Below are 6754 nucleotides of genomic sequence, written 5' to 3'. Positions count from 1 at the left end.
CAGAAACAGCGCCATCGCCATGGCTGCCCTCCGGTTCCGCTTCGCTCCACCTACGGCCAGCCATGGCGCAGGAGGCGATCATGCACTAACAAACCGAACGGACCACTCAGTGGGGGCCGGTCAAAATGATCGACCTTGCAGACAATGGCCGGGTCATCCTGACCAGCCTGGAATACGATACGACCGAAGCAAAGCAGTTCATCCATTGGCAGCGCTGCGTCGGCGATCTCGACAAGTCTTCCGACTATGGCAATGACACAACTAACAACGGCCTGAATGGCGACGAGATCACGGCAATCGGAAACGGCACGCAGAAAGTCTCTGCCGCAGAGGATTCAGCCGTGATGTTCGCCGAAGTATTCTATAAGCATAAGGGGCTCTTCGGAACCTTGTTCATTGACGACATAACGATGAAGCGAGAGGCGGCCTTCATTATCAGGGATGACCGAAACCTTGACCCCGGTATTACCGGCACCGGCGGGACCTCTGCCTGCTCCAACTCGTAGCCCGGCCCATAAGTTTTCCTACACCGCGCAATTGGTATAACTGGATCGGCTTCTTGCAACGCAAAGGAGCCTCCATGCCCATTCTCGAAGCCCTGATTGGCCCCGTCGCCGCCATCATTGACAAGGTCATCCCTGACAAGGGCGCGCGCGACAAGGCCAAGCTGGAACTGCTGCAACTCCAAGGATCGCAGGCCCTGGCTGAGATCGAAGCACGGCTCTCGGCCATTGTCGCAGAGGCCAATTCGCGGGACCCGTGGACCAGCCGGGCCAGGCCGAGTTTCCTCTATGTCATGTATTTGCTGATCCTGTGGGCCCTGCCGATGGGGGTGATCGCAGCGTTTCGGCCCGACACGGCGCAAGCGATCGCCTCTGGCATGACCGCCTACCTCTCTGCCATGCCCGAAGCGCTCTATGCGTTGTTCGGCACCGGCTACCTTGGATACACCGCGGCGCGCCAATGGGGCAAAGTGGCCGGATCTGATCGATAGGGCGCGGCCCATTGGCCGGGCTGCTACCCTGCCCGGCCAAGGCCTCCAGCCCTTTCGATCCTGTGGGTTGCTAACATTCCGTAGCGTCTGGGGTCTTGCCTAGGTTCGCTGGCCCGCGCATAGGCGATCGCCAAAGCAACCAGTCGAGGAACGCATGGCCGACAGCAAGGCAGGCAGCCGCCCCACCGGAATGAACATCGATACTGCGCTGGTGCGCGAACTGGCGGAAATGCTCGCCGAAACCGGCCTCACCGAGATCGAGGTCGAAGATGGTGACCGCAAGATCAAGGTCTCGCGCGGTGGCGGCATCGCCCCGGTGATCCACCACGCCCCGGCACCGACTGCGGTACCGCAGGCTGCTCCGGCCGCCGCCGCTGCACCTGCTGCCCCGGTTGCTCCGGCCACTGATCCCAATGCGGTCAAATCGCCGATGGTCGGCACGGTCTACATGGCTCCCGAACCCGGCGCGGCGAACTTCGTCAGCATCGGCCAGGCCGTCAAGGAAGGCGATACGCTGCTGATCATCGAAGCGATGAAGGTGATGAACCCCATCACCGCACCGCGTGGCGGCACGGTCACCGCGATCCTCGTCGACAATGCCCAGCCGGTCGAATTCGACCAGCCGCTGGTCGTGATCGCGTAAGGCGCACCATCCATGGGTATCTCGCGAATCCTGATCGCCAATCGCGGCGAGATTGCGCTGCGCATCCACCGTGCGGCCCATGAAATGGGGATTGAGACGGTTGCCGTCCACTCCACCGCCGATGCCGATGCCATGCACGTGCGGCTGGCTGATCATGCGGTCTGCATTGGCCCGCCGGCGGCAAAGGATAGCTACCTTAACGTCGCAGCGATCATTTCTGCGGCGGAAATCACCCAGGCGGACGCGATTCACCCCGGCTATGGCTTCCTCTCGGAAAACGCGAAGTTTGCCGAGATCGTCGAAGCGCATAACATCACCTGGATCGGCCCGAAGCCGGAACACATCCGCACGATGGGTGACAAGATCGAGGCGAAGCGCACAGCCGGCGCACTGGGTCTGCCGCTGGTGCCGGGTTCGGATGGTGCCGTCTCTGATATCGAAGAAGCCAAGCAGATTGCCGAAGCCGCCGGCTATCCAGTGATCATCAAGGCCGCATCGGGCGGCGGCGGGCGCGGGATGAAGGTCTGCAATGGCCCGGACGAGCTGGAAACGCTGATCCAGCAGGCCGGCAGCGAGGCCAAGGCCGCCTTTGGCGATGCCACCGTCTACATCGAAAAGTACCTCGGCAATCCGCGCCACATCGAATTTCAGGTGTTTGGCGATGGCAATGGCAATGCGATTCACCTGGGTGAGCGGGACTGCTCGCTGCAGCGCCGCCACCAGAAGGTGCTGGAAGAGGCCCCCTCGCCCGTGATCTCGCCCGAAGAGCGTGAGCGGATGGGTGGCATCGTTGCCAAGGCCATGGCCGACATGGGCTATCGCGGTGCGGGCACGATTGAATTCCTTTGGGAAAACGGCGCGTTCTATTTCATCGAAATGAACACCCGCCTGCAGGTGGAACACCCGGTCACCGAAGCGATCACCGGCGTTGACCTGGTGCGCGAACAGATCCGCATCGCTGATGGCAAGCCGCTTTCGGTTGCCCAGGAAGATATCGAATTCAACGGCCACGCGATCGAATGCCGCATCAACGCGGAAGATCCGTGGACCTTCGCCCCCTCACCCGGTCTGATCAGCAGCTATCACGCAGCTGGCGGGATGAATGTCCGTGTCGATTCAGGGCTTTATGCCGGTTACAAGGTACCGCCTTATTACGACTCAATGATCGCCAAGCTGATCGTCAAGGGCCGCACCCGTGAAGGCTGCATCATGCGGCTCAAGCGTGCGCTTGAGGAAATGGTGATCGGCGGCGTCAAGACCAGCATCCCGCTGCATCAGGCACTGATGAGCGAGCCCGATTTCATCCACGGCGATTACACGATCAAGTGGCTGGAAGAGTGGTTGGCGCAGCGAGCGAGTTAGCTGGATCGATTTCAGCCGCCGCGACGGATCAACCAGATATGGAGCAGGTGGGCAGCAACAAATGCTGTGGCCACGACTGTCATTACGCCTAGCATTGCCGGCACATCAGGCTCCCACTGCACTGGGATCAGGAACGCGATTGCCAGCATCGTCAGTGAATATAACGCCGGCGTAAAAGCCAACGCCAGTTTGCGAGGCGCGCTCCAGGTTGGACGACCGTCAAAACCCCATTGCATTGGCAACTCGGCGGAATTGGGCAGAGAACGGTTGGCATGGATCGAAATGCCCGCCAACAGCAATCCAAAAAGAGTGACCAGCGCAAAGTAGGCTACCAGCGCCACACGCCTAATCCAGCGGGACTCCGGGGATCTGCTTGGCGGTGCGGATGGTTAACGAAGTCTTCACGCTTGCCACGTTCGGCGCCGGGGTCAGCTTGCTGGTCAGGAATTCCTGGAAGCTCTGCAGGTCCTTGCTGACGATCTTCAGGATAAAGTCGATCTCGCCGTTCAGCATGTGGCATTCGCGGACTTCGGGCAGGCCCTTCATCGCATCCTCAAACTGACGGAGCGAATCTTCAGCCTGGCTCTTCAGCGAAACCATCGCGAACACGGTAATCGCGAAGCCCAGCTTCGAGGCATCCAGATCGGCGTGATAGCCGCGGATTACGCCCGATTCTTCCAAGGCACGAACCCGGCGCAGGCACGGCGGGGCAGTCAGGCCGACCCGCTGGGCCAGCTCCACATTGGTTACGCGCCCTTCGTCCTGCAGTTCCGCAAGCAAGCGCCGGTCGATTCCATCAAGATTAGCCATCAAACCCACCCTTTTCGCTTCCATCTGCCACCGCGCGGCCAAAAGCTCGTAATTTTTACAGCCCCACATGCAGGATCGCGATAATAATATTGTTTCATATCGTAACCGTCCCGCTTTGCAACGCATCAATCGGAACGCTATGGCGCAAGCGGGAGTTTGCTATGGCGACCTAGTAGAAGAGCCAGTTCGAACTTGAGCGATACCCCAATGCATTTTGACGATCGTCTGGCCACCGTTCTTCGCCTGCGTGCGCAGGGAACGGCGCTGGCCCGCATTCAATATCGCCAATTGCTTGACCTGCTGGGGACTCAACCAAGCGACGCACGCAGTGACAGCATCGAGGCCGCCTATCAGCGGCTGGCAGAACTGTCCGCCATGATCCCGGCCCCGGAACGCGCCACAATCCTGCGCGACAAAGCGATGCGCCTGCGTTCACCCCGGCTGGTTGCGGCACTCAGTGCGACCGAGCCTGTGCTGGCTGGTGCGGCCATTGACACAGCCCGGCTTGAACCAGCCGAATGGACTGATCTGCTTCCCGCCCTCCCTCCCACCGCGCGCGCGCGGCTGGGCAGCCGCAGCGACCTTGTCCCGCTGCTGACCGAACAACTGGAGCGGCTTGGCATCGCCCGGACCAGCCTGCCGCCCACCCAAGCGGCTGCCATCACCAAAGCAGGCCTTGAACAGGAGCCGGCAACCACAGCCACCGCGCCAGCGGACGGCGAAGGCTCAATCTCAGCAATAGTAAAGCGGATCGAAGCCTACCGGAAATCGCGCAATCCCGAAGTTACCGGGGAATCGCCGCGGCTGCCGTTGGACGAGGAGCACGTCCTGCATGTCCCGCCAGAAGCACGCGCGTTTGATTTTGCCACGAATACGAACGGCCAGATTGTCTGGGCGGATCCGGGCGTAGCTCCGATGATCATCGGCCAGCACCTGGCGGCCCCCGGGGCACCCGATCCGCTGATTAACGCCATCGCCCGCCGCCAGCCAATTGGCGGGATACGGATCGAGCTGGCGGGAAGCCCCGGAATTGCCGGCGCCTGGCGGGTCGATGCGAGCCCACGGTTTGATCCATTGAGCGGACAGTTCCTTGGTCATCAGGGACGGATGCGTCGCTGGCCAAGCCTGGTGGCTACGGCGCCGACGCCCTCCCCAGACAGCGAAGCCGAGCGCATCCGCCAGTTGCTCCATGAGCTGCGGACACCTGTAAATGCGATCCAGGGCTTTTCGGAAGTGATCCAGCAGCAGTTGTTTGGCCCCACTCCGCATGAATATCGCGCCCTCGCCGCCGGTATTGCTGGAGACGCAGCGCGGATGCTGGCAGCCTTTGAAGAACTGGAACGTCTGGCCCGGCTAGAAAGCGCAGCAATGCAGCTGGAAACGGGCGAATGCGATCTTACCGAAGTATTCACCGCAACAATTGCGCAGCTTGCCGCCCACACCGGCCAGCGTGGCAGCAGCTTCACCCTCTCCGCAGGACCAGACCCTTGCCGCGTTGCACTCGCCCGGCTTGAGGTAGAGCGCCTTGCGTGGCGGCTCCTTGCCACTCTTGCCGGAACTGCTGCGCCTGGCGAAACGCTCGACATAGCGATCGCTGAGAATGTGGCCGGCTTCCGCATGGCGCTTAGGCTGCCGGCCAGCCTTGCCACACGCTCTGATCAGGACCTGTTTGAAGCCGCACCGGGTGCTGTCCCGCAGGCAATTTCCGCTGGCGTCTTCGGTGTTGGCTTCGCCTTGCGCCTCGCCCGTGCCGAAGCCTCGGCTGCTGGCGGCGACCTGACCCGAAGAGGCTCAGATTTGATTCTCACGCTCCCGGGCTTGACCGGGATTTCAGAGCATCATAGCCACGCATCGTAACGCCGCCACGGTCACGAAGTACCTGGCGGAAAAGGGGAACCCCAATCGTACCGCAGGCGCGCATCACCGATTTGCCGGGCCATTCGCAAAGGGTCCGCTTCCCGGCTGATTTCGGCCAGCGCTTTCTGCTGACTGTCGATACCGAAGAGGAATTCGACTGGTCCCGCCCAATCCGGCGCGAAGGTTATACCCTCCATTCGGTTGCCCGGCTCGCCCGCTTTCAGGAATTCTGCGAGGGCGCCGGCGTCGTGCCGGTCTATCTGGTCGACTTTCCCGTGGCGACATCTCCCACCGCCCGCGCAGCACTGTGCAATGCGGTTGCGCAAGGCAAGGCCGAAATCGGCGTGCAGCTGCATCCCTGGGTTAACCCGCCCCATGATGAGGATGTGACTGAGGCCAATTCCTTTGCCGGAAACCTCCCCGTCACGCTTGAGCGCGAAAAGTTCCGCCGACTGCGCAGCGCGATCGAAGATGGCTTCGGCACCACCCCGCTGATCTATCGCGCCGGGCGATATGGCCTGGGCCCTGGAACCGCCGACATGCTGATTGAGCATGGCATGGCAATCGATACGTCGGTCCGTTCCCGGTTCGATTACAGCGCCGTTGGCGGGCCTGACTATCGCGATCACCCGGTAAGCCCCTGGTGGGTTGATCCGGACCAGCGATTGATGGAGCTCCCCCTGACCACAGTCTATTGGGGCCTGCTGCGCCAATTCGGGCCAAAGCTCTACCCGATGATGTGGCGCATGCCGCAACTGCGCGGTCTGCTGGCCAAGACCGGGCTGCTCGAACGCATTCCGCTAACGCCCGAGGGCATCACCCTGGAGGAAGCGATCCGCGGGATCGATATTGCCCTGGACGAGGGGCTGGCAGTACTGGTCTTTGCCTTTCACAGTCCCTCACTTGCCCCCGGTTTCACGCCCTATGTCAGCAGCGAGGCAGATCTCGACGCTTTCTATGACTGGTGGCGCGGCGTGTTCGCCTATCTACGGCAACGCAATGTCGCATCAACCTCTGTCAAAGACCTCATGCAAGCCGTCACCCTTGCCTAAGAGCATCGCCCCGGCTAACCCGGCAACCGCCATCGC

At 61.6% G+C, this 6754-nt stretch carries 8 protein-coding genes and 1 pseudogene; 7 read left to right on the top strand and 2 right to left on the bottom strand.

Translation table 11 applies throughout. The annotated features are described in order from the left end of the window. The 5 genes and pseudogenes from RQP55_RS12060 to accC all read left to right on the top strand — a co-directional run. Window positions 1-89: pseudogene (locus RQP55_RS12060) on the top strand (integrase catalytic subunit); the annotation flags it as partial. 36 nt (window positions 90-125) lie between these two features. After that, the gene (locus tag RQP55_RS06100; RefSeq protein WP_315609290.1) at window positions 126-506 is read left to right on the top strand and encodes a hypothetical protein; all 381 of its coding nucleotides are present in this window, start codon (window positions 126-128) and stop codon (window positions 504-506) included. Window positions 507-580: 74 nt separating this feature from the next. Then, entirely contained in the window at window positions 581-994 is a 414-nt protein-coding gene (locus tag RQP55_RS06095; protein WP_315609289.1) for a holin family protein, read from the top strand. A gap of 190 nt (window positions 995-1184) precedes the next feature. Next, window positions 1185-1637 (top strand): acetyl-CoA carboxylase biotin carboxyl carrier protein, encoded by a 453-nt coding sequence (gene accB, locus RQP55_RS06090; RefSeq protein WP_410000271.1) that lies wholly within the window; start codon window positions 1185-1187, stop codon window positions 1635-1637. A 12-nt stretch (window positions 1638-1649) separates the two neighbouring features. Next, complete coding sequence (gene accC / locus RQP55_RS06085) at window positions 1650-2999, top strand: acetyl-CoA carboxylase biotin carboxylase subunit (protein ID WP_315609287.1); 1350 nt, start codon at window positions 1650-1652, stop codon at window positions 2997-2999. An 11-nt stretch (window positions 3000-3010) separates the two neighbouring features. Here accC and RQP55_RS06080 read toward each other — a convergent pair whose 3' ends face one another. Both RQP55_RS06080 and RQP55_RS06075 read right to left on the bottom strand, forming a co-directional pair. Further along, window positions 3011-3340: a hypothetical protein gene (locus tag RQP55_RS06080; protein ID WP_315609286.1), complete on the bottom strand. Its 330-nt coding sequence runs from the start codon at window positions 3338-3340 to the stop codon at window positions 3011-3013. 4 nt (window positions 3341-3344) lie between these two features. Further along, window positions 3345-3809, bottom strand: a complete 465-nt coding sequence (locus tag RQP55_RS06075; protein WP_315609285.1) for an Lrp/AsnC family transcriptional regulator — start codon at window positions 3807-3809, stop codon at window positions 3345-3347. A gap of 192 nt (window positions 3810-4001) precedes the next feature. On the opposite strand from RQP55_RS06075, the gene RQP55_RS06070 reads away from it, so the two are divergent. Both RQP55_RS06070 and RQP55_RS06065 read left to right on the top strand, forming a co-directional pair. Continuing rightward, the gene (locus RQP55_RS06070; RefSeq protein ID WP_315609284.1) at window positions 4002-5666 is read left to right on the top strand and encodes a histidine kinase dimerization/phospho-acceptor domain-containing protein; all 1665 of its coding nucleotides are present in this window, start codon (window positions 4002-4004) and stop codon (window positions 5664-5666) included. Window positions 5667-5737: 71 nt separating this feature from the next. Further along, window positions 5738-6718: a polysaccharide deacetylase family protein gene (locus RQP55_RS06065; RefSeq protein WP_315609283.1), complete on the top strand. Its 981-nt coding sequence runs from the start codon at window positions 5738-5740 to the stop codon at window positions 6716-6718. The last annotated feature ends 36 nt before the right edge of the window (window positions 6719-6754 follow it).

Origin of the sequence: Novosphingobium sp. APW14, from assembly GCF_032337075.1 — a bacterium.
In the GTDB taxonomy this organism is placed as follows: domain Bacteria; phylum Pseudomonadota; class Alphaproteobacteria; order Sphingomonadales; family Sphingomonadaceae; genus Novosphingobium.
Note: the sequence above shows the minus strand (reverse complement) of the source record. Positions and strands in the feature narration are given on the sequence as shown.

Excerpts from the sequence above, each read along its gene's own strand:
- RQP55_RS06100 (WP_315609290.1), top strand. The coding sequence starts at position 126 with ATGATCGACCTTGCAGACAATGGCCGGGTCATCCTGACCAGCCTGGAA.
- RQP55_RS06095 (WP_315609289.1), top strand. The coding sequence starts at position 581 with ATGCCCATTCTCGAAGCCCTGATTGGCCCCGTCGCCGCCATCATTGAC.
- accB (WP_410000271.1), top strand. The coding sequence starts at position 1,185 with ATGAACATCGATACTGCGCTGGTGCGCGAACTGGCGGAAATGCTCGCC.
- accC (WP_315609287.1), top strand. The coding sequence starts at position 1,650 with ATGGGTATCTCGCGAATCCTGATCGCCAATCGCGGCGAGATTGCGCTG.
- RQP55_RS06075 (WP_315609285.1), bottom strand. The coding sequence starts at position 3,809 with ATGGCTAATCTTGATGGAATCGACCGGCGCTTGCTTGCGGAACTGCAG.